Origin of the sequence: Acinetobacter sp. ACNIH1 (assembly GCF_002934695.1) — a bacterium.
Lineage (GTDB): Bacteria > Pseudomonadota > Gammaproteobacteria > Pseudomonadales > Moraxellaceae > Acinetobacter > Acinetobacter variabilis.
Genome location: NZ_CP026426.1, coordinates 141,577 through 161,669 on the forward strand (window position 1 = coordinate 141,577; position 20,093 = coordinate 161,669).

Sequence of the window (20,093 nt, forward strand, 5' to 3'; positions counted from 1 at the left end):
AGTTGAGGGTAGACATGGATACTCTTGTTTATTGATTAAAACTCAAAGACTTTTCAGCATCATCCAAGAATGTATTCAAGCATAATTTCTGCTCCAATTGTGATGGATCGATTTACCTCGATTCGATTGAGTCAGACCATCATGATTGAGCCAGAGTCGCTTACTGAAAGTAGCGAGAATTGCGCTGGTGTACTAGCTCAAACCTGATCTGACAGTTACCCATTTTTTATTGTGCCTGTCAGGTTAAATTTGAGCTAAATTTTTCTCAGCCCAAATCCGTTTTCCATCAAGTAAAGTTTCAAGTGGTGTACGACCACAGCACATCTTTCCTTGATGAGTCCGTTCAGTATTATAGAATTTCAGCCAATCGTCTAGATCAACCTGTAATTCTTCCAATGAGCTATAAAACTTCTTCCTGAACGTAATTTGATAGAACTCCTGCAAAATCGTCTTATGGAAACGCTCACATATACCATTTGTTTGCGGGGAAGCTGCTTTTGTCTTCGTGTGATCAATATCATTATCATTGACTGCCAGATACAACTCATAGTCATGTTGTTCTACCTTAGCGCATCCTCAGTACCTGAGATACCGTCTTGGTAGTCAATCAGGTTTTGAGATTATTCGACCACTAAATAATCTCTTTGATAGGCAGTCTGATGTTTTAAAACGCCATAACACAGATGTATAAGCTTGCGCATTGCAGCACCTAAAGCACACATTTTATTTTTACCCTGGCTTAATAATCGTTGATATAAAGCTTCAATGTGTGGATTATATTTAATCGCTGTTAATGCCGACATATACAATACTGAGCGTATTTTACTGTCACCTGCTTTTGATAAGTGACTTTGCTTGTTGACTGAACTGCCAGACAACTGATGTACTGGAACCAAACCTACATATGCAGCAGCTCGACTTGCTTTTTCAAACTTGTGCGAATGAAATAACCCCAACAGTAATAAGCCTGATCGTTCACCGATTGACGGAATAGTTTGCAGTAATTTCAAATCCTGTTTCAATGTTGGATCTTGATCTATGTGATTATTTATTAACTTATCAATATTTTCAAGTTGCTGATTTAAATACTCAATATTCTCTTCAAGTAATTTGATCACAACAACGGAGGTATGAGTGGACTGCGCCTTTTCAAGTCGATTCTTTTCCTGCAATAGACTACCTAGATAGACATCTCGTCTGCCTAGTAAAGCTTTTAATAATCTGACATTTTCAGGTTCAGGCTGCCATATGATTAACTTTGCGGTGTAACCATAACGTGAAAGAGCTTCACTATCAGCTTTATCCGTTTTATTTAGCATGGACATGGCTTTGGCAAAGGCTCTTACTCGTGAAGGATTAGCCACACAAACCTTTACACCTGCATCATATAGATAATATCCCAAATTCTCATGATAAACCGAAGTCGCTTCCATGATTGCTGTCACTTGATCAGGTTCAATTTTAAGAGTGATGAGCCATTTGAGCAGACTGCCAAAGCCACTTTCTGTATTGGTAAATATTTTATTTTTTCTTTTTCCAGTCAAACCTTGAGGGAAAATGCAACAATCTATTTTGGTTTTACTGACATCAATACCTAGCATAATCATGGTGATATTCCTTGAGTTTAAGCTATGATTTTTATCCCATTAACCATCATCTTACCTTGTGAATACAGCATCAAAGTGCTTAGTTACCGTTCAGAGTTGTATGAGGGATAAGGGCAAATTGTAGGTTTTATCTCAGATTCAAATTTAAGATTTTAGCAGCACTCCAAACTCTACAATTTGCGTATAGTGGTAGCTAATCACTATATCAATCAAGATACAAGAAGCACTGCTACGCAAGTGTGAGGATGCGAAGCATTGATAAGTCCTGAGATTGATAGAATGGCAACACACGATCATTGAGTAAATCAGCCGCTGTAATCGGTGTTTTTGTTGTATAGAGCTTGCAATGAGCGACCTTGCTATAAGTGTCGATGAATGTTTGTTGGTAGATTCGTCCAACACCTTTGAGATTCCCGACATAAAAGGTGTCTTGCGCGCCTAAATAGCCTGGATGAGCTGTTTCGATTTCACCACAAGCAACGTCATCCTCATGCTTACGTTCAAGTGCCGCAATCTGCTGATCATTTAATTCAATACCATCCTGTGCCACTTTAGCCTCAAGTGCTTTTAAACGCTTCTTAAAGTTCTCTAAATCGTGACGAAGCCATATAGAGCGAACCCCACTCCTTGAAACGAATACACCCTTCTTGCGTAATTCATTACTAGTACGGTGCTGACCATATGCGGGATATTGAATTGCGAAATCAATAACAGCCTGTTCAATAGCATCATCTACACGGTTTTTTGAATTTGGTACTCGACGGGACTTATTAATCAGTGCGTCAATATCACCAGACTTCACTAATTCTTGATAGCGATAAAATGTATCTCTTGAAACGCCCATCACTTTGCATGCTCTGGATACATTCTGAAGCTCTTTAGCTAAATTGAGCAGACCTACTTTGTGTTTAATGATTTGATTGTTAGTATGCAACATAAGAAAGTTACCTTTGTTTGATTAAGATTTCGACACCTTTATCAAAACGGGTAAATTTCTCTTTTTCAAGAAGAATGTACGATCAAGTCTGAACGAATACACTTAAATATTGAGGTTGCGCCGCTATAAATTGAATCTGATAGCCATATTTGTTTAACACCTTTTTTACCAGAGAAAAGTCTAGTCCGTGCCCATTTTCCTGGACAGATTTACACCTGAAACACTGTCCCAGGTACTGACTTTATTACATAAGAGCTTCAGAGGTTTATCTATTCTAAGTCACTGAAATTAAAATTAAAATATGCATATCGGCTGACTTAATTTCGTGAGTTTATTTAACACGGCTACACGTGCATGAATTTCATTCACCTGGCTATCAAAGCACTTTGCCGTTAATTTATCGCCTAATAGCTTGATACAGGCTATCTGGGTTTCTATCAAGCTTCGCCAATGTTAACCTGACCACTTTTTCCAAATAGCTCTAGCTAGATGTTTGACTGTTTTTATAATTCGTTTCTCTCTAAATATCCTGTTTTTTGATGTTTCCAAAATTTTGTATTTTTTAGAGGAATAACTGCATGTGTATCTTGATCTAAAATGACTTGTCGGCAGTGCTTGGTGTCATAAGCTTCATCTGTACAGATAGGATCAATTTGCTCATCCAATGAGATTTAATCAAGTAAATCTTCGAGTGCTTATTAATCATTTACATCATTTGTTATAAGCTGAACTGCACGTATTTGCAGCGCTTCAGCATCTATTATACCTATATGGAGTTCACGCTATTTTTGTCGATATTCAAGCTGATGCTTCTTACGCTCCCATTCCTTTCGCCTAGAAACTTCAAACCAGTAGATGGAGACCATCAAGATTTTTTTGATAAATAAAAAGCCCCCCAGTGGTAAGTTTTTGTAACAGGATCTTATTTAACTAAAAATCAGATGAATGTAAGACATATATAAAGTTATTGTTTAGTATACTTCGTTTAACTTATGTTCACCTGAAGTCTACTTCATTAATTAACGATTAGATAATCATCACTTATTACATTAACTTATTGCTTTTTTATAAATTAGAATTTATAGGTTCATTAACCTCCCTATAAAAAATTACTCTGTACACGACAAATTTCACAGAACCCTTATCCTATCAGGATTCTGCCTTCTTAAAATTGCCAAAATTTCCTTAAACTCTTCTTTTTTCCCAAAACCAATTAAACGCTGAATCGCCATTTGAACATAGTCTAAACCATAGCGAAATAAACTCATTGAGAGTCGTCCATGCTTCTTTATTTTTGTTACAGCTGCTATGATGAATGAGATCGAAAACTGAAATCCCCCACTAGAATTGTTGACTGGAGTCAAAATGAATAAAAAGCGGCCGGTTAATCTTGATATTCGAACCATTCAGCTTCCTCTCACGGCGCTTACATCGATTCTGCACCGGATTTCAGGAATTATGCTCTTTATTTTTCTGGGACTGATACTGTATATGCTGAGCAAATCGTTGGAGTCAGAAAAGGGTTTTAATGAAGTCAAGGAGATTTTTTCTTCACCTTTCGGCAAAGTTAGTTTCTGGTTGGTATACTCTTCATTTATTTATCATCTCGTAGCCGGAATTCGACACCTAGTTATGGATGTGGGTGTTGGTCATACTTTGAAAGGCAGCAATCGCGCCTCTACTATTGTTTTAGTAGTGTCGGGTGTTTTAATGGTTGCTGGCGCCGTATGGATTTGGTAGCTGTGGAGTCGTAATGCGTATTTACAAGGACTAAAAGCGTCCTTTAAAGCTAACTTACGAAAGTATTTATAATCGACGGTTCACGCTTAAACGGTTGAATCCTTTCGGGCTTCCGAATAGCTGTTAGCTGAAAGCTATCATGAGCTAAGTTTTCTGTGCATCATCAAATGTGTTAATGGGAGCGCCATAGTACTAGGTACAAATATGGCTCTAGGACAATGTTAGATGTTTTGGATTTTGAGGCGGATCGCTCTTATCGAAGATCGTCTAATTCGCTCTGAAGCGCAGGTTTTTTGAAACTATCACCTGGTTGGCACACTGTGCGAATCAACATCAGATATGAGAAAGCCAATCAGGTGAACACTACCCTCGAGGGCTCATCTGTCCAGTTAAAGCCTCGAGTCTTTCTGGGTGCGCAAAAGACAAGAAGGTTATATGGGAAAATTATGAGGCCTGGATACCATGCGTCATGGGCGTGCCGATGCTGTGAGTGACAGAGCGAGAAGCAAGTGAAAGTCCCTGAAGTAGGGGCGGGATGCGCCCGAGTGGCATTTTTTGTCTTAAGGTAGATCGCGTAGCTGTTCTTCAGAATAATCTTCAGAGCGTTGACGACAGCCATCGCTGTGCATTCCTCAAGAATAGAATGTGTCGGAAGGGTGGCGTCATTGGTGTTAGTCATCGCTTAGGATTTCTCAATCTGGCTTACACGGGCGCCTGTACCGATATCCCCGCGGATGGCGACGTATCGATGTTGAATTCCTCGCCAGACGAAGTGCAATGAGCTGCGGCTATAGGCTTGCGCAGCCTTAGATAGCCGGCCGTCGCAGGCGCGCCGGTTGGCCGGGATCTTCTTCTGCCCGTCAGGTGTCCGGTCGGAACTCCAGCACGAACGCTACGACCTTTTCGGCGGACATTTCGCACGGCTTCAACAATGTCCTATCTGATGTAACGCGGAAGAGGTTGAAGCTGACAATGTCAGTCCCGTCCAACTCCCTGGCGAACAGACTGTTGCGACGTCCGTCCCCAGATCGCCGGACGATCAAGCTGAAACGCCGGCCTTCATAAGTCCCTTCTCTGTATCCCTCCGCAAGCTTCGCGAAAGCGGCATCGAACTCGGAATGCTCCATGTCATCCATCCTTATTGATAGAACAGAGGCGCGGCGGGTGCGAGACCGCCAGTGCCGGGTCGCGCTAAGGTGCCGGGCAGATTCCTGCAGCCGACGAGGCCCGGGGTGGGCAGGATAATTGAGATGTCGGCGCCCGCATGGCTATCAGCGAAGTCGTCCGTCCAGTCTGCTAGGCAACGTCCACGCCTTTCCAGAAAGCGATGTAATCCCGGATACCCTCGGCATCCGGAGTGGGGGCGGGATAGGTCCAAGCGGCGTTCACGTTGAGCGCGTCACCCGCGCGAACATGAAAGAAGCGCGCGGCGCCTTTGATCGGACAGACAGATGTGTGCGGGCTCATCTCAAGCAGGCTCAGGTCGACTCCTGACGGTGGGAAGTAGTGATTTCCCTCGACGATGACTGTTTCGTCGCTTGTGGCGATAGTAGTGTCTTTCCAGATGGCTGAGACCAACGGACTCTCCTTTTGTATTCATCAACCGGCGAAGGCTCGCGGGCTGGCTGCCCCAAGCCGCACCTCCTCAGGTGGCAGGCGGGTTGCGCCCGAGAAGTTTGTCGAGCTCGCCTCTGACATCGAGCGCGAATAGCTCATCGGAGCCACCGATAAGGGTGCCATTGATGAAGATCTGCGGCACGGAGCTTCGCCCCGACGCTTCCGCCATGGCCTGCCGGTGAGCCGGATCCGCCTCAATATCGAGCTCCTTCCATCGCACGCCCTTTTCCTTGAGGAGCGCCTTCGCTCGGCGGCAGAACGGGCACCAATTCGTGGTGTACAGCAATACATCAGTTGTCATATTGCATCTCCGGCAGTTGCACGCGGATCGCTGTCATGGCGTTGATCTCCAATTCGCGGCGTTCAAAGATGGCGACTGCACCTTGGCCGACATCGGAGCAGATGCTGACGATTGGCCGCTATCCAGGCGACATGGCCCAAAGTGCTTTCACCGCCAGGCAGAGGCCGCACGCGCCTCCTGTAGCGCCGAGCCGATGCTCTAAGGTAACCGAGCCTCGATTGGGACGGAAGCGGTCCCGCTCGAATCGCCCATCATGCTGGTCGAGCATATCAGGACGACGGATAGTGCAGGAACTTTCAAATTGAGCTTGATGTCGAGCCAGGTATCGCGAGCGAAGGCGTTCTAGAGGCCGGGGGGTACGAAGACTGTGTTCGGCAAAACGGTTCACGTTGATCGCCAAAGCTTCCCAGGGCGCACGTCTACGATCGGCGCGACGTGAGATAGCTCGCGCCGCTAGCCCCCGTAGCGCTCCGTCTTGATGATGGAGGCGTCCAAGCCCGCCAGCAGCGCGCTATCGGTTGCGATGTTGACGAATCCATTAGACCCGCAGACGAACACTTGCGTCGGCTTTCCCTGAAGCCTGGTTAGAATTTCTTGGACCATCATGCCGTCGATCCGTCGCGCAAAGTCCGATGCGCGAACCGGTTTCTCGCGCGTAATCGCGAGCGCCAGGACGAACGCCGGATCGCTGATTTCGATGCAATGAAGTTCTTCTGAGAAGAGAACGTCCTCGGCGGTTCGTGCGGACAGGAGCAACGCTGTCGGAACGGCTTGGGCCAATGCGCGGCGCTGCCGGATCATTGCCATCAACGGCACGAGGCCGGAGCCTCCCCCGATCAACAGAACCGGATCTATGGCAGGCTCAGGCCAAAGGAAATGGCCACCGAGCGGACCGCGAACTTCGATTTCGTCACCAATCGCCGCGATGTCGTGAAAAAACGGCGAAACTTCGGCATCCGGCATGCGCTCGATAGCTATCTCGACGATCGGGGTCGAAACTGCCGATGACGCGATCGAGTAGCTGCGCATTGCACTGTAGCCGTCGGGCGCGGTCAGCCGGATATCGACGTGCTGACCTGCGGTGTGCGCGAACGGCTTGCTCAACCGAAGGAAGAAGCTCTTGATACTCGGTGTTTGCTGGATGATGTCGTCGATCACGCATGATTGCCACGAACGGACTTGCGCTTCGTTTTCAGTCATGGGTGTATCGTTGTTCGCGCCACGGATCGCCGTAGATGTGATAGCCGTGCAGCTCCCAAAAGCCGGCCTCGTCACGCGTCGTGAATTGCAGCGCATTCACCCATTTGGCGGATTTCCAGAAGTAAAGGTGCGGCACTAGAAGACGCGCCGGCCCCCCATGATCGCGGGAAAGTGGCTTGCCCGCATAACTGAGGGCGACCATCGCTTTCCCGGAAAGCAGATCCGTCAGAGGGACGTTTGTCGAATAATTATCGTAGCAGTGCGCCAAGACGAAATCGGTAGGCCGATCAAGCTCTGCATCTGCAAGGATGTCTTCAATGAGTACACCCTCCCAAACGGTATCCAGTTTGGACCAAGAGGTGACGCAGTGAATATCCTTTGTCACCTGGGTCTTTGGTAGAGTGTTGAATTCGCCCCAATTCCACGTTTTGACGGGCTTCGGACCAATTTTGACTGTGAATTTCCAGTCGGAGGGCTCTACCCTCGGCGTAGGGCCGGCCGACAGAACAGGGAAATCCTCCACCAGATGCTGACCTGGCGGAATCCGATCGGACTGGTCGCCTGAACCGCGACCGGTGAAACCTCTGGTGACCATAGTGACCCCTCTTGCTCGATACGGCAGACCGAAGCCGGCCTTCATTTCAGTACTCTGCGTAAAGCATTTGCCCGCACATCCGCCGAATAAGCCAATCGACTAAAAATCAGATACAGATGCTCTATCATCGTAAAAAATCGCGTATCGAACATAGCGTCAGGCCAGCATGATTCCCAATACCCAATGGCTATAGGGTAGATAACCCCAAGGCTGCGTACGCTGATCTGCGGTATGCGGAGCGGAAGTTGCAGGTTCGCTCTCAAACGGATGGGCAGCGTGCAAAGCTCAAGGCTCACCAGCGCATGGTTGCCCAGTTCGCGCTCGCCGGCAGCTTGAGTATATTAAGGACGAAATGTCGATCTGATCTATTCTGGCTTCAGGAAATAGGGAAAATAAGGTCGGACGTTCGCGCACCGTCGCGACGCGCGATCATCCACTAAGCTTCTGTATCGGGGTTGGAGGATCAGATGAACGAGATCGAACGACAAGCGCCTGAGCTGCGGGTGCAAAAATGGATTGGCAAAGATGGGGAAAGTATCGCGCCGTTCAAACTGTCAGATATCGGGCCCGGCCCGAAAATCTTGTTTGCCTTCCAGCATTGGTGCCAAGGTTGCCATTTGCATGGGTTTCCGACGCTACAAAAGTTGCATGCAGCGTTGAGCTCAAAAGACGTGGGGTTCGCAGTGATCCAGACCGTCTTCGAAGGAACGCATGAGAATACCTTCGAGAAGTTGCGCGTGAACCAGCTCAAGTATGAGCTTCCTATCGTTTTCGGTCACGACGAGCAACCGACCGGCTCGCCGTTTCCAACCTTCATGGAAGACTACCGCACACGAGGAACTCCGTGGTTTACGGTTATCGACGCTGGCGGTAGCATTGTTTTCTCGGACTTCCATCTCGACGCGGAGCGACTAGTGAAGCAACTTGAGCAAGGTTAATCGTTGGAAGGTGGGCAATCATCCTGATTGCCACCCATCCCCTGATGCCCACTACAGGCGTTGCGCGCTGTAACTCTGTTGATCAGCGTGCGAAAACCCGGATCCGGATAGGAGGAGCGTCAACGATTGAATCAATCCGTTGGGAGAGGGCGGCTCCGCTCCGTCAGCTCGGCAATAGATAACCCATTCTCGCCGAGCAACTCTCTGATCCGATCGACGATATGAGCCCCTAGCGCCGCTGTCTTGGTCCCCCCCACAGATTCCCAAGATGCGAGTTCACACGCCGATACCTCGTGGTCAGCGCCGAAGTGCTTCTGTCGGTATGTCACCGCCGCCCTTCAATGATAAAGGCGCGGTAACGGGAACCGGCAAAGCGTTGAGCAGCGATGGTTTGGTAGGCGGGACTGTCATACCAGTCGCGAGCGGCCTGCATCGTCGGGAAACGCAAGATTACGGCCCCTTCGATGGGCGGCCCCTCCAAATGCTGGATCGCGCCATAAGCGGCGAGAAAGGTAACGTCGTGACCATCGAACGATGGTCCGACGCCTGCAGAATAGGTTGCGAGTGCATGTGGGTCGCTGGTTTCTTCCCGCGTAAAGACGACGAACGCTTCCATCATTAGGCCTCTCAAAGGTTGGATCTGTTGGCCATTACCACCGGTGATGGCCTCACAGTCGTCAGGCTGGCAACTGGAACCCGATTTTCATGAGTGCCTCGACGCACGCATCCTGATCCTGCTGATAGTTGCCTCCGGAGATGCCTATGCCGCCGATCAACTTCCCATCCTCCAGAATCGGATAACCGCCGCCGACAGCGACCATCCGAGGGCGATAGGCTAGCGGCGCCACTTTTGGATCGTTGGTCACATAGTCGTTCCAGACATGGGTCGGGAACCCAAACGAGGCGGAACTCCAGGCCTTGTCGATGGCAACATCGACGGTAAGGAACGGCGCATCGTCGGTGCGCTCGAACGCGCGCAGGTTACCGGTGGCGTCGACGACGGCGACGGCAGCCGGGATGCCGATGGCACGGGCCGCAGCGAGCGCCGCGTCGATGAGGGCGACTGCGGTTTCGCGGTTGATCGAGGCGGTGGCAATAGATTTGGTCATGGGATTCTCATCGCTGGGGCATAACCCGTTCGGCTTTTTGAGGTTGGACAAGATGTTTGGCGATCGCGGTCGTTAGAAGCCTTCGAGGACGATCTTGCCTTTAGCCGCGCCACTTTCGATCAGTGCATGCACCGTCTTCAGATTGGCGGCATTGATCGGCGACAGTCGCCGGGTCAGCGTCGTGCGGATTTTGCCGTCGTCAACCAGCGCTGCCATCGCATCCAGAATCTCGCCCTGCTCATTCATGTCGGGCGTGCCGTAGATCGACCGCGTGAACATCAGCTCGTGGTGGATCGACACCGCCTTGCGCTTGAAAACCATGATATCGAATGCCTTGGGATCGTCGATCAGTCCGAACCGTCCTTGTGGGGCGATCAGTTCGGCGATGTCGGCGACATGTTGCTCGGTATGTGTGGTCGAAAAGACGAAAGCGGGAGCACCGATGCCGAGTTCGGCGATCTGTGGCGCGAGCGGACGAGAATGGTCGATGACGTGGTGAGCTCCAAGCCCTCTTACCCACTCTTGGGTTTCCGGTCGAGAGGCTGTGGCGATGACGGTGAGGTCCGTGCGCTGTCGCGCGATCTGGACGGCGATCGACCCAACCCCGCCCGCGCCACCGATGATGAGGATCGCCTCCGCCGCACCGGGTACGGGCTTCGCCACGTCCAGGCGGTCGAACATCGCCTCCCAGGCCGTCAACGTCGTCAGCGGCAGCGCCGCCGCTTCCGCCCAGGAGAGCGACGCAGGTTTGTGACCGACAATCCGGGCGTCGACGAGATGGAACTCCGCATTGGTACCGGGCCGTGTGATCGATCCGGCATAATAGACCTCGTCGCCTAACTCGAACTGCGTGACGTCGGGGCCGACCTCGCGCACAATCCCGGCGGCATCCCATCCCAGCACCTTCCAATCGCCATCTGCCGGCGGCGTGCTGTTGCGGACCTTGTAGTCGACCGGGTTGACCGAGACGGCCTTCACCTCAACCAGGATATCGTATCCTGCAGCGACAGGCCGAGGCAGATTGATGTCGACCAGCGCGGCATCCGCGGCGATGGGTCCCGGAACCTTGTAACCAATGGCTTTCATAAATGTCTCCAGCTTGCTTGATCGGATGACGCGAATGCTCGTTAGTCAACTTCTTCTACATTGAGGTCCCGACTCTTGAACTGGGTCGCGGTAGCAGATTTCATCGAACACGTCGATCAACAGGCCTTTATGCTCTGTCGCCGGATCGGTGATCGCGTAGATGTTGGAGGCATCTTCGCCGTCGTCCCCGCTCTCGAGGCGCAACGCCGCATCGACGCGAATGCTGCATGCATCGAGGGTTGACCCTAGTTCGAGATCGACGAGATTGCCGTCCTTGACGCGGTATTCGCGGTCATAGCCGTTGGCGATGAATGACTGGACTGCTTCTAGAACGTCGGTCACCTGGGAGGTCATGGAAGCACCTTCATCTTGAACTGGATTGGACACGCTCGCGCACAAAGCGCGCTGTGACTCGGCGGACGGAGAAGCTCGCGAAGTGCGTTACTCATAGCCACTTGGCCTTCTTGAAGCGCATGAACAGGAGAAGGCAGAACACCGCTATCACTCCGAGCACGACGAAGTAGCCATATGGCGTGTCCAGTTCCGGCATGTGCTTGAAGTTCATGCCATATATTCCGGCGATCGCCGTCGGGACCGTCAAGATCGCCGCCCAGGCCGCGAGCTGGCGAGTGACCACACCGATCCTTTGCGCTTCCAGAAGGCTGCTGGCCTCGAAGACCGTGGACAGGACAAGCAGGAGGCCGTCGACCATGGACTGCACGCGGTGGACATGGTCCGCGACGTCGTGGAAATATGGTGTCATTTCGGCGCTGATGCAGGGAAAGTGGCCGCGAACGAGCTTTCGCACCAGCTCGGCCATAGCCCCGAGCGTGCGCTGGAACCGCGTGAGTTCGGACCTTAGTTCGAAGATTCGCGCCACCTCTTCTGGCCCGAGGAAATCGTGCAGCGACCGTCGCTCCATCGCCAGGACGTCGTCCTCGATCATTTCGAAGATGGGCAGATACTGGTCGACCACTCGGTGCAAGATCGCGTGCAGCACATAGTCGACACCCTTGCCGAACTGCGTCGGCGATGCCTCGAGTTGCTCCCGAAGTTTGCCCAGCGCTCCGGCATTGCCGTGCCGCACGGTGATAAGGTGATTGTGACCGGTGAAGATCGCCATCTTGCCGTAGCTGATCCGGTCGCCGACCAGCTCGGCGGTCTGGGCGACGACGTACAACTCATCGTTGTAGACCTCGAGCTTGGGCGGGCACAGCGGGTGCATGGCGTTGTCGATCGCCAAAGGATGGAGGTTATACGTCGTCTGGATCGCGCTGAGTTCGTCTGCGGTGGGCTCGCTAAGCGCGATCCAGCAGAAGCCCGAGCGATTCTCGTTTAGTTCGACGTGCTCATCGAGCCTGATTTCACGGACTCGCTTACCTTCGTTGTAATAATATGCGGCGATAATGGTCATGCAGGCCTCGCAGGAATTCGCAGGCCACGCTGTACAGCCGGTCGCGCCAGCCCGCGTTCGAGCCATGCCTGCACGTTCGAATAGCTGCTTAGGCCGAGGATGTCGCCCGCTGCGTAGAATTCGACCAGCGCATTCACCCAGCCAAACGTCGCAATGTCCGCGATCGAGTAATCATCGACAATCCATTCGCGGCCCTCCAGCCGGTGATCCAGGACCCCGAGAAGACGCCTGGATTCATCAACAAAGCGCTGCCGAGGTCGCTTGTCCTCATAGTCCTTGCCGGCAAATCGCAGGAAAAAGCCTAGCTGTCCGAACATCGGCCCGATGGCCGACATCTGAAAGAACACCCACGCTAGGGTCTCGTAACGCTGGCCTGGTTCGGTGGAGATGAACTGACCCGTCTTGTCGGCCAGATAGAGGAGGATCGCACCGGATTCCCATAAGGCGATGGGTCTACCGTCAGGGCCAGCCGGATCGATGATCGCCGGTATGCGTCCGTTCGGGTTCAGCGACACGAACGCCGGATCCTTCGACTCGTTGTTCGAGATGTCGATCAGGTGGGGCTCGTACGCCAGGCCAGTCTCCTCAAGCATGATCGAGACCTTGACGCCATTGGGCGTAGGGGCTGCGTAGAGTTGCAGGCGATCGGGATGAGATGCCGGCCAGCGCTGCGTGATCGGAAAGGACGAGAGGTCTGGCATAAATCTGCGATCCTGGTGTTGCGATGGCGACTGACTGGAACGAGCCGTCACTCTGAAGTAGGGTTCGATGACCGCGTCGCTGAACGACGCGGTCACGAAGATTGCGGACCGGACCGGCGCAGTGGCAACGGCAGTGAAGCCTATTCCGCCGCGGTCCCGGCCGCTGGCTGTACGTCGTCAACCTTTTGGCGCTTCGGAAGCACCCAGCCGGGACGGACGAAGTGGCAGGTGTAGCCGCCCGGGCGCTTCTCCAGATAATCCTGGTGATCGGGCTCGGCCTCCCAGAACTCGCCGACCGGCTGGACCTCGGTCACCACTTTGCCATCCCACAGCCCCGAGGCATCCACATCGGCGATCGTATCCTCGGCGACGCGCTTCTGCTCCTCGTCGACATAATAGATGCCCGACCGGTAGGAGAGCCCACGATCATTGCCCTGGCGGTTCAGCGTCGTCGGATCGTGGATCTGGAAGAAGAATTCCAGGATGTTCCGGTAGCTCGTCACTGTCGGGTCGAAGACAATCTCGATCCCCTCGGCATGCGTGCCGTGATTACGATACGTGGCGTTCGGAATATCGCCGCCCGTGTAACCCACACGGGTCGAGATGATGCCGGGCCGCTTGCGGATCAGATCCTGCATGCCCCAGAAACATCCTCCTGCGAGAACAGCGCGCTGATGCATGTTAAGCCTCCTCTACTTGATCGAGATATTCACCGTATCCCTCGGACTCCATCTCGTCGCGCGGGATGAAGCGAAGGGACGCTGAGTTGATGCAGTACCGCAGACCGCCGCGGTCGGAAGGACCATCGGGGAACACATGGCCGAGATGACTGTCTGCGTGTACTGACCTGACCTCCGTCCGGACCATGCCGTGTGCGCTGTCCCGCACCTCGTTCACGTTTGCCGAAACGATCGGCTTGGTGAAGCTGGGCCAGCCAGTACCCGAATCGAACTTGTCCGTCGAAGCGAACAGTGGCTCTCCCGACACTATGTCGACGTAGATGCCAGGCTCCTTGTTGTCGTTGTACTCGCCCGTGAAGGGCCTTTCGGTGCCCGCCTCCTGGGTAATTCGGTGTTGCTCGGGAGTCAGGTGGTCGATTGCTGTCTGTGACTTTTCAAACTTCATTACAGTCTCCAATACTTATCTAGAGGGCCAGGCACGCTACCGCTAATTTTTTATGTCTCCTGATTTGCTCCTACAATGGTAGTGGGATGGCAAACGAGGTTTTACTAAGTGTTGGAAAATTAGAGATTTAAATTTCGCGTCTATTAATTCTAGCGCAACTGAGTGGTTAAGCAAGTACGTAATCAGTAAATATTAAAAAAATAACACAAAAGCACGATTATATAATACAGTGTCAGTGTTTTATGATAATCAACAACGCCTGTTTAGATGCTGGTAGATGCGAATTTTTTGGCGTACAGTCAAAATTTTCTGATGGTTGCTTAGTGTGTTGGCGCTGATGGAAAATTGACCCACCCTGCCGATTGAAATTTGACCCAGGGCGGATTGCTGATTTTGTTACCAGCAACTGTGGATAAGTCTACCAGCGCAGCTGCTGTTGCCCCCACTCCTTCGCTAGCCCAGTTCAGTTGTTTAAGACCTGCCACACGCAGCCATGTAGCAGGCCGTCGTCGCCATGAAATCAGAACGGCTCATCGTCCTCCGGTTCCTGGCCGCCCTTACGCTTTCGCTCCCGTGATTTGATCTTGGCCTGGGCCGCCAAGCTACTGTGTTGCAGGCGATAGGACTCGTTACCGGTTTCGACGATGTGGCAGTGGTGGGTCAGCCGATCCAGCAGGGCGGTGGTCATCTTGGCGTCGCCGAACACGCTCGACCATTCGGCGAAGCTCAGGTTGGTGGTGATCACCACGCTGGTGTGTTCGTACAGCTTGGATAGCAGGTGAAACAGCAACGCACCGCCGGCCTGGCTGAAGGGCAGATAACCCAGTTCGTCGAGGATGACCAGATCCATGCGCAGCAGAGCTTGGGCGATCCGCCCGGCTTTGCCGTCGTGCTTTTCGCGCTCCAGCAGATTGACCAGATCGACCGTGGAGTAGAAGCGCACGCGCTTGCCGTGCCGGGTGATGCCGGACACGGCCAGCGCAGTGGCCAGGTGGGTTTTACCGGTGCCAGGCCCACCGATCAGCACCACGTTCTGCGCGGTGTCGGTAAAGGCCAGACTGGCCAGTTCGCTGATCAAACGAGCGTCTGCGCTGGAGGCGCTGAAGTCGAAGCCGGCCAGGTCGCGGTGCATCGGCAGCTTGGCCATGTTCATCTGGTGGCTCACCGAGCGCATGGCGCGATCTGTGTGCTCTTGTTCCAGCAGGTGTTCGAGCAGCCACTTGGACGAGGCTGTGTTCGACTCACCCTGCGCAGTCAACTCCGCCCAGGCCGTGGCCATGCCGTGCAGGCGCAGCTCCTTGAGTGATGTGTGCTGAAAAAACAGGAGGTTTTAACTTGGTAAACTAAACACACTCATCAGGAGTTTACCATGAGCAAGAAACACAAGACTTACACCACAGAATTTAAAGCTGAAGCCATCAAATTAATTGAAGCCAATCAAGGCAATGTCTCGGAAACAGCTAGACAACTTAGCATTTCAATGCAAACTCTTTCAAATTGGAATACCAAAGCAAAGGCTGGAACTTTAGCAGGTACAAAACAGTATTCACCTGATCTAAACGCTCTACTCGAAGAAAATAAAAAACTCAAACAACAGCTCAAAATAGCTGAAATGGAACGTGAATTTTTAAAAAAGGCAGCAGCGTACTTTGCCAAAGAAAGTCAGTAAGGTACGCCTATATGAAACAAAAAAGATATTCTTTTCCAATTACCTTAATGGCTCGATTACTTCATGTTTCAGTTTCATGTTTTTATGATTGGCTCAAGAGAGGCGTGAGCAAAAGAACGATTCAACGAAATCAACAGACGATATTGGTGAAAATAGCCCATGAGGAGACAAGGCAGAGCTATGGTTATATTCGATTAACCAAATACTTACAAGCTCAGGGCATAAAAATGAGTATGTACGCTGTACGTCAGATAAAAGCGCTGAACCACCTGTATTGTAAGCGACACAAGCGTTTTAAAAGGACTACGAATAGTGACCATAATCGAGCGATCTATGAAAACCTGCTGGAGCAACAATTCTCAATGACTAGACCAAATCAAGCATGGTCAAGTGATATTACGTACATATGGACTGTTGAAGGATGGCTGTACTTAGCAGCGGTAAAAGACCTTTACACGAAACAAGTGGTTGGCTATAGCTTAAATGAGCGCATGACAGCACAGCTTGTTTGTAATGCGCTAAATATGGCTATTCACAATCAAAAACCAACCAAAGAACTGATTGTGCATTCAGACAGAGGAAGTCAATATTGCAGCCATGAATATCGAAATATACTTGAGCAATATGGTTTTCAAGGTTCAATGAGCAAGCGCGGAGACTGTTACGATAATGCACCGATTGAAAGCTTTTGGGGAATACTGAAAAATGAGTTAGTGCATCATTACAACTATCAAACCAGAGAAGAAGCCAAAGCAGATATTATAAAATACATTGAATTATTTTATAATCATCGAAGAATTCAAAAGGGTTTGGGTTTTAAGACACCAAATCAAATGGCCGAAGACTTTTATAAGTTGGCTGCCTAGAATCTCCCAAGGGAAAGTCTCCTGATAATTCAGCGTATATCATTAACTTTTTAAATCTAAAAAACAGGAATTTCATTTATGTCTAAACACTATGATTATATTGCGATTGGCGGAGGCAGTGGCGGTATTGCATCAGTCAATCGTGCTGCCATGTATGGTAAGAAATGTGCACTGATAGAAATGGGTGATATTGGTGGAACCTGTGTCAACGTAGGATGTGTTCCTAAAAAAGTGATGTGGTATTCAGCTCAAATTGCCGATGCGATTCATAAATATGGTCCTGACTATGGCTTTAATACAGAATTGAAATCCTTTAACTGGAAGAAATTAGTTGAAAACAGACAAGCCTATATCAGCCGAATACATACATCGTATGACACAGGACTAGCTAAAAATAATGTTGATGTCATTCGAGGTTTTGCAAAATTTTTAGATGCTCAAACAATTGAAGTAAATGGTGAAACGTACACAGCTGACCATATTTTAATTGCTACGGGGACTCAAGCATTCAAACCTGAAATTGAAGGTGCTGAATATGGTATTGATTCCAATGGTTTCTTCGGATTAGAACACTTACCGAAGCGGACTGCTATTGTTGGTTCTGGCTATATTGCTGTGGAATTGGCAGGTGTTCTTAATGCATTGGGTTCGAATGTACAATTATTTATTCGTAAACATCAGCCTTTGCGTGGATTAGATCATTTCCTTGGTAAAACACTATTAGAGAATATGCGCAGTGAAAATATTAACGTGCATACTCATAGTCAGATTAACAAAGTGACTAAAGTTCAAGATAACTCACTTGTATTACACCTAGAAGATGGTACAGAACATAGTGTAGATTGCTTGATTTGGGCAATTGGTAGAAAACCTGCAACTGAAGCGATCAATCTTAATAAGACTCAAGTTCAATTGAACGAGAATCGCTTTATTCATGTTGATGCATATCAAAATACAACACAGTCTGGCATTTATGCAGTGGGTGATATTACAGGTAAAGTCGAGTTAACACCTGTTGCTGTGGCAGCGGGTCGAAGACTGTCTGAACGTTTATTTAACAATAAGCCAAATGAACATTTAGATTATGAAAATATTCCGACTGTGGTGTTTAGTCACCCACCTATTGGAACAGTTGGATTAACCGAAGATCAAGCCATAGAAAAATTTGGTAAAGATGCCATCAAAATTTATAGTTCTTCCTTTACATCCATGTATACAGCGATAACAGAACATCGACAACTCACAAAAATGAAATTAATTTGTGTAGGAACTGATGAGAAAGTGGTCGGAATTCATGGTATTGGATACGGTATGGATGAAATTCTGCAAGGCTTTGCTGTTGCTTTAAAAATGGGAGCAACTAAAAAAGACTTCGATAACACTTTAGCAATTCATCCGACTTCTGCTGAAGAATTCGTCACAATGCGTTAATCATTGATCATCTAAAAGAGCATTTATTTATATATTTGCTCTTATTTTTATATTCTATATCCAAATTATGAACTTTCAACAACTTAGAATTATTAGAGAACTCACTCAACATAATCTCAATTTATCACAAACAGCACATGCTCGGCTTTGTTGCACAAAGATTTGAAATGCAAAGCGCCCCTAATTGAGCCAAATTTAAGGCGTAACTTGGGTAAGTGGTCGACCTAATTCCGTAAATCTGTTAAGGACTGCTACACGTGCATGGATCTCATTCACTTGGCTATCAAAACTCCTTGCACTGAGTTTATCTCCTAATAATTTGATGCAATGCATCTTAGTTTCAACCAAACTTCGCCGATGATAGCCTGACCATTTTTTCCATAGTGTCCTGCCTAAACGTTTAATTGTTCGAAGTAATTCATTTCGCTCTAGCGAGCTACTCTTTGTATCTTTCCATGGTTTCGCATTTTTTCTAGGTGGAATCACCGCATGCGCTTGCCGATCTGCAATGACCTGACGGCATTGCTTGGTGTCATAAGCTCCATCGGTATAAACAGAGTTAATCCGCTCATCTTGTGGAATCTGATTAAGTAAATCACCAAGCACCTGTGAATCACTGACATTATTGGTTGTAAGCTGAACTGCTCGTATTTGCAGGGTTTTAGCATCTATACCAATATGAAGTTTACGCCATTGGCGACGATATTCAGGTCCATGTTTCTTGCGTTTCCATTCGCCCTCACCTAGAAACTTCATGCCTGTAGAGTCCATGAGTAGATGCAGCCCATCGCTACTTTTTTGGTAGCTGATTACAATATCAATATGCTTTTGTCTTCTACAAAGCGTGGTGTAATCTGGAGCTATCCAATTTAATCCGCAAAGTTTAATCAGACTTTGCACAAAGCCAGTGACCATACGTAAAGACAGACGGAATAAGGATTTAATCATTAAGCAGCATTGGATGGCTGCGTCGGAGTAGGTTTGATTTCGCCCTTGTTTGCCTTTTGATGGCGCATACCATTGCGTAGCAGGATCAAACCAAATGGCAATATTTCCGCGACTCATGAGTGCTCGGTTATATGCGGGCCAATTGGTTGTGCGGTAGATTTTGTGTGTAGGCTTCTTCATTTGAAAATTATATCGCTGAAAAACCCTTTACAGATAGGTTTGTGCAACAAAGCCTTTTGCAGATAAAGTGATTATGGTTGAGGGGACAACTGAACGGTTATTAATGCCTCGCCTCAGAGAATTAGTTGATAAATCCTTACCAGAACATCAAAAATTAGCAAGCCAGTATGTAACTTGTATTGAAGCTGGAGGAGCTCATGCTCATCTTTTTTATCCACTCCTCGACTTTCTTGAACTTAAGACTTTGGTAGTTACTGATTTAGATTCAATCAAAAAGGTGGAAAAAGAAAATAATAAAAAAAAGAAAATTAACGTATGGGAAAAATGCCCAGTAGCGGAAGGTACGCGAACCTGTAATACCGCAATAAGATATTGGTTTGCTCCTAAGGATATTAAAAAGATAGAGGATTTTCATTTATCCCCAGTAGAACTTTCAGGCAAATCTCGCCACTGAATGCCTGTGCGCATACGATAAAGTATGCCTTCCAGTGTATTTCGGTGTTCATATTTATTGTAAACACGCCCTGTCTCTTTAAGTATTTGCTTTAGGGCTTCCTAGGCGTTATCTGTTAGCATTGTCCTTGGCATAGCAACGTCCGTTCTCGGTGGTATTTTTGATTTTTGGCGAA

At 49.0% G+C, this 20,093-nt stretch carries 21 protein-coding genes and 6 pseudogenes; 5 read left to right on the forward strand and 22 right to left on the reverse strand.

All coding sequences use genetic code 11. The features are described 5' to 3' along the window. Nucleotides 1–243 precede the first annotated feature (243 nt). The 5 genes and pseudogenes from C3F22_RS17520 to C3F22_RS17540 form a co-directional block, all read right to left on the reverse strand. Nucleotides 244–573, reverse strand: a pseudogene (locus C3F22_RS17520) (integrase core domain-containing protein); the annotation flags it as partial. A 47-nt stretch (nucleotides 574–620) separates the two neighbouring features. Then, nucleotides 621–1,607, reverse strand: coding sequence for an IS110 family transposase (locus C3F22_RS17525; RefSeq protein WP_104427075.1), 987 nt, complete (start codon nucleotides 1,605–1,607; stop codon nucleotides 621–623). A gap of 238 nt (nucleotides 1,608–1,845) precedes the next feature. Continuing rightward, nucleotides 1,846–2,544, reverse strand: a pseudogene (locus C3F22_RS17530) (helix-turn-helix domain-containing protein); the annotation flags it as partial. A gap of 294 nt (nucleotides 2,545–2,838) precedes the next feature. Beyond that, a pseudogene (locus tag C3F22_RS18685) lies at nucleotides 2,839–3,400 on the reverse strand (IS5 family transposase); the annotation flags it as partial. Between the two features lie 274 nt (nucleotides 3,401–3,674). Then, nucleotides 3,675–3,839: pseudogene (locus C3F22_RS17540) on the reverse strand (IS4 family transposase); the annotation flags it as partial. Between the two features lie 70 nt (nucleotides 3,840–3,909). Here C3F22_RS17540 and sdhC point away from each other — a divergent pair. Next, on the forward strand, nucleotides 3,910–4,284 hold the full coding sequence (gene sdhC / locus C3F22_RS17545) for a succinate dehydrogenase, cytochrome b556 subunit (protein ID WP_005005993.1): 375 nt from the start codon (nucleotides 3,910–3,912) through the stop codon (nucleotides 4,282–4,284). A gap of 860 nt (nucleotides 4,285–5,144) precedes the next feature. Here the strand turns inward: sdhC and C3F22_RS18690 are convergent. From C3F22_RS18690 to C3F22_RS18765, 6 genes are all read right to left on the reverse strand, one after another. Then, nucleotides 5,145–5,411, reverse strand: coding sequence for a hypothetical protein (locus C3F22_RS18690; RefSeq protein WP_003464988.1), 267 nt, complete (start codon nucleotides 5,409–5,411; stop codon nucleotides 5,145–5,147). Nucleotides 5,412–5,580: 169 nt separating this feature from the next. Beyond that, nucleotides 5,581–5,862, reverse strand: coding sequence for a DUF427 domain-containing protein (locus C3F22_RS17560; RefSeq protein ID WP_003464986.1), 282 nt, complete (start codon nucleotides 5,860–5,862; stop codon nucleotides 5,581–5,583). Nucleotides 5,863–5,929: 67 nt separating this feature from the next. Next, a complete protein-coding gene (grxC, locus tag C3F22_RS17565; protein ID WP_005005995.1) occupies nucleotides 5,930–6,202 on the reverse strand; it encodes a glutaredoxin 3 in 273 nt (90 codons plus the stop codon). A gap of 453 nt (nucleotides 6,203–6,655) precedes the next feature. After that, entirely contained in the window at nucleotides 6,656–7,402 is a 747-nt protein-coding gene (locus C3F22_RS17570) for a ferredoxin reductase (RefSeq protein WP_002118292.1), read from the reverse strand. Next, complete coding sequence (locus tag C3F22_RS17575; RefSeq protein ID WP_003464980.1) at nucleotides 7,395–7,997, reverse strand: sulfite oxidase-like oxidoreductase; 603 nt, start codon at nucleotides 7,995–7,997, stop codon at nucleotides 7,395–7,397. The genes C3F22_RS17570 and C3F22_RS17575 overlap by 8 nt, the downstream gene beginning before the upstream one ends. Nucleotides 7,998–8,153: 156 nt before the next feature. Next, nucleotides 8,154–8,279 (reverse strand): hypothetical protein, encoded by a 126-nt coding sequence (locus tag C3F22_RS18765; RefSeq protein WP_256380712.1) that lies wholly within the window; start codon nucleotides 8,277–8,279, stop codon nucleotides 8,154–8,156. Nucleotides 8,280–8,464: 185 nt separating this feature from the next. Here C3F22_RS18765 and C3F22_RS17580 point away from each other — a divergent pair, with 185 nt between their 5' ends. After that, complete coding sequence (locus C3F22_RS17580; RefSeq protein ID WP_003464979.1) at nucleotides 8,465–8,935, forward strand: TlpA family protein disulfide reductase; 471 nt, start codon at nucleotides 8,465–8,467, stop codon at nucleotides 8,933–8,935. Nucleotides 8,936–9,260: 325 nt separating this feature from the next. Here the strand turns inward: C3F22_RS17580 and C3F22_RS17590 are convergent, their stop codons facing one another. The 9 genes from C3F22_RS17590 to istB all read right to left on the reverse strand — a co-directional run bounded on the left by C3F22_RS17590 (nucleotide 9,261) and on the right by istB (nucleotide 15,649). Then, nucleotides 9,261–9,554 (reverse strand): DUF1330 domain-containing protein, encoded by a 294-nt coding sequence (locus C3F22_RS17590; protein ID WP_010591688.1) that lies wholly within the window; start codon nucleotides 9,552–9,554, stop codon nucleotides 9,261–9,263. Nucleotides 9,555–9,612: 58 nt separating this feature from the next. After that, entirely contained in the window at nucleotides 9,613–10,044 is a 432-nt protein-coding gene (locus C3F22_RS17595; protein WP_005006001.1) for a GlcG/HbpS family heme-binding protein, read from the reverse strand. A gap of 72 nt (nucleotides 10,045–10,116) precedes the next feature. After that, nucleotides 10,117–11,130 (reverse strand): zinc-binding alcohol dehydrogenase family protein, encoded by a 1,014-nt coding sequence (locus C3F22_RS17600; RefSeq protein WP_002118279.1) that lies wholly within the window; start codon nucleotides 11,128–11,130, stop codon nucleotides 10,117–10,119. 45 nt (nucleotides 11,131–11,175) lie between these two features. After that, nucleotides 11,176–11,484 carry a hypothetical protein gene (locus tag C3F22_RS17605; protein WP_005006003.1) on the reverse strand — a complete coding sequence of 103 codons (309 nt, stop codon included), beginning with the start codon at nucleotides 11,482–11,484 and terminating at the stop codon, nucleotides 11,176–11,178. 91 nt (nucleotides 11,485–11,575) lie between these two features. Next, nucleotides 11,576–12,544 (reverse strand): magnesium and cobalt transport protein CorA, encoded by a 969-nt coding sequence (locus C3F22_RS17610; RefSeq protein WP_002118270.1) that lies wholly within the window; start codon nucleotides 12,542–12,544, stop codon nucleotides 11,576–11,578. Then, nucleotides 12,541–13,245 carry a glutathione S-transferase N-terminal domain-containing protein gene (locus C3F22_RS17615; RefSeq protein ID WP_005006007.1) on the reverse strand — a complete coding sequence of 235 codons (705 nt, stop codon included), beginning with the start codon at nucleotides 13,243–13,245 and terminating at the stop codon, nucleotides 12,541–12,543. The genes C3F22_RS17610 and C3F22_RS17615 overlap by 4 nt, the downstream gene beginning before the upstream one ends. Before the next feature lie 140 nt (nucleotides 13,246–13,385). Further along, the gene (msrA, locus tag C3F22_RS17620) at nucleotides 13,386–13,925 is read right to left on the reverse strand and encodes a peptide-methionine (S)-S-oxide reductase MsrA (RefSeq protein WP_003464967.1); all 540 of its coding nucleotides are present in this window, start codon (nucleotides 13,923–13,925) and stop codon (nucleotides 13,386–13,388) included. A 1-nt stretch (nucleotide 13,926) separates the two neighbouring features. Continuing rightward, a complete protein-coding gene (gene msrB / locus C3F22_RS17625) occupies nucleotides 13,927–14,370 on the reverse strand; it encodes a peptide-methionine (R)-S-oxide reductase MsrB (RefSeq protein WP_003464965.1) in 444 nt (147 codons plus the stop codon). Between the two features lie 520 nt (nucleotides 14,371–14,890). Next, nucleotides 14,891–15,649, reverse strand: coding sequence for an IS21-like element ISPst3 family helper ATPase IstB (gene istB, locus C3F22_RS17630; RefSeq protein WP_074964445.1), 759 nt, complete (start codon nucleotides 15,647–15,649; stop codon nucleotides 14,891–14,893). A 90-nt stretch (nucleotides 15,650–15,739) separates the two neighbouring features. Here istB and C3F22_RS17635 point away from each other — a divergent pair. Beyond that, a protein-coding gene (locus tag C3F22_RS17635; RefSeq protein WP_085944217.1) for an IS3-like element ISAba22 family transposase occupies nucleotides 15,740–16,905 on the forward strand; the annotation gives its coding sequence in 2 pieces (ribosomal slippage) (nucleotides 15,740–15,998 and nucleotides 15,998–16,905; 1,167 coding nt in all). Between the two features lie 78 nt (nucleotides 16,906–16,983). Then, nucleotides 16,984–18,336 (forward strand): glutathione-disulfide reductase, encoded by a 1,353-nt coding sequence (gene gorA, locus C3F22_RS17645; protein ID WP_002122354.1) that lies wholly within the window; start codon nucleotides 16,984–16,986, stop codon nucleotides 18,334–18,336. Between the two features lie 195 nt (nucleotides 18,337–18,531). Here gorA and C3F22_RS17650 read toward each other — a convergent pair whose 3' ends face one another. Next, nucleotides 18,532–19,464: an IS5-like element ISAba12 family transposase gene (locus C3F22_RS17650; protein WP_002114401.1), complete on the reverse strand. Its 933-nt coding sequence runs from the start codon at nucleotides 19,462–19,464 to the stop codon at nucleotides 18,532–18,534. A gap of 55 nt (nucleotides 19,465–19,519) precedes the next feature. On the opposite strand from C3F22_RS17650, the pseudogene C3F22_RS17655 reads away from it, so the two are divergent. Next, nucleotides 19,520–19,918: pseudogene (locus C3F22_RS17655) on the forward strand (ATP-dependent endonuclease); the annotation flags it as partial. Here C3F22_RS17655 and C3F22_RS17660 read toward each other — a convergent pair. Further along, a pseudogene (locus C3F22_RS17660) lies at nucleotides 19,897–20,004 on the reverse strand (transposase); the annotation flags it as partial. The pseudogenes C3F22_RS17655 and C3F22_RS17660 overlap by 22 nt on opposite strands. Nucleotides 20,005–20,093 lie beyond the last annotated feature (89 nt).